This window comes from Okeania sp. SIO2B9, from assembly GCF_010672505.1.
GTDB classification, from domain to species: domain Bacteria; phylum Cyanobacteriota; class Cyanobacteriia; order Cyanobacteriales; family Microcoleaceae; genus Okeania; species Okeania hirsuta.
In genome coordinates, this window is sequence record NZ_JAAHGK010001584.1 from 1 (window position 1) to 1480 (window position 1480).

Genomic DNA, 1480 nt, shown 5'->3' on the forward strand with positions numbered 1-1480 from the left:
CCTTTCTGTGGGAATCCACAATTTGCCGACTTCGTCTTTGTAGAGTGGAAGAGTATTATCATGACTGAGACTATAGGGATCGCCAGAGTTATGTTCATAATGGGTAAAGGTTTTTGTTTGGGGGTCGAATCGGTAAAGTCCATTACCCCAAGTCGCAAACCACACAAAACCTGCATCATCCTCAACTGCTGATACTGTAAAAACTGTGTTGTTATCTGACTTATTGATATTGTCGGGATTGTATTGATATCGAGTAAATTTCTGGGTTTCCCGGTCTAAAGTATTGAGACCGTTTTGAGTACCCACCCATAAATTCCCGCGACTATCTTCATAAATTCCTCGTACAACATTGTCACTGAGACTATGGGGGTCGTTTGGATCGTGCTGATAATGGGTAAATTTTTCTGTTTCATAGTCAAACCTTTCCAGACCACCATAAGTTGCGATCCAAAGTACACCCTTGCTGTCTTCATAGATTTTAAACACATCGTTATTAATTAAGCTGTGGGGATTTGTGGAATCATGTTGGTAGCGAGTAAATTTGCCTGTATTTCGATTCAGTTTGTTAAGTCCACCACCCAAAGTACCTATCCATAAATTTCCCTGACTGTCTTCATGGATAGCTCTAAGAGCATCGCTACTTAAACTTTGGGGGTTGTCTGGATCGTGATAATAGTGGGTAAAACTCTCAGTGGAAGGTACATATTGATTAAGTCCAGCATTCCAAGTTGTAATCCAGAGTGTACCACTACGGTCTATCAATAGGTCTCTAGTGCGATCGCTACTCAAACTACCAGGATTATTAGGATCGTGCTGAAAAATTTTCATTCCATTGCCATCATAGCGAATGAGTCCGCCATTCATCGCAAACCACATAAACCCATCATTATCTTGAACAATGTTCCAGACTCTATCTTCCGGAAGTCCATCTTTGCTGGTGATATGTTTGAATTTGGTAAATTTTCCTGCATCTCTTGCTCGGAGTATCTGTGGTGTTGGTTTCTTTGCCAAGGTAGCTAAATTTTCTACTGTTTTCTGTTCAGTCTGAAAGGAGTGGTCTTCTCCCAAGGCAACAGGCAACAGGCAACAGGCAACAGGCAACAGGCAATAGGCAATATATAGGAAAAAAGTATTTTTGCAAATATGAGATGCACCCTATCCGAATGGGATGTTTCCCAAACAGTTGAGTCCTGCTATTGTTTATATTTGGCTGATAATATTTATTATTTTTTAGACGATTTTTATACATAGTTTTTCATAATATATGGTTTTTCTAATTCTGTCAAAACACCAGAATGTTCAAAATATTGACTCAGAAATTTATTAAATCCATTCCAACCATCCGGTTTAGCCGCATAAAACAAAAGCTGTTGAGGCGAGAGTTCTTTTTCCCATTCCTTCACAGCTTTTTCTCCAGATTTAATTGCCTTTTCTATATCTGTTTTATCTGTTTTATTCAAAGTTTGAGTTAGGCGATCGC

2 protein-coding genes are annotated in these 1480 nt (G+C 39.1%); both read right to left on the reverse strand.

The features are described from left to right. A partial coding sequence (locus F6K13_RS32855; RefSeq protein WP_287289882.1) for a two-component regulator propeller domain-containing protein occupies positions 1 to 1101 on the reverse strand: 1101 nt, incomplete at its 3' end. Between the two features lie 140 nt (positions 1102 to 1241). Continuing rightward, the coding region (locus tag F6K13_RS32860; protein ID WP_287289884.1) for a hypothetical protein at positions 1242 to 1480 on the reverse strand (239 nt) is incomplete at its 5' end.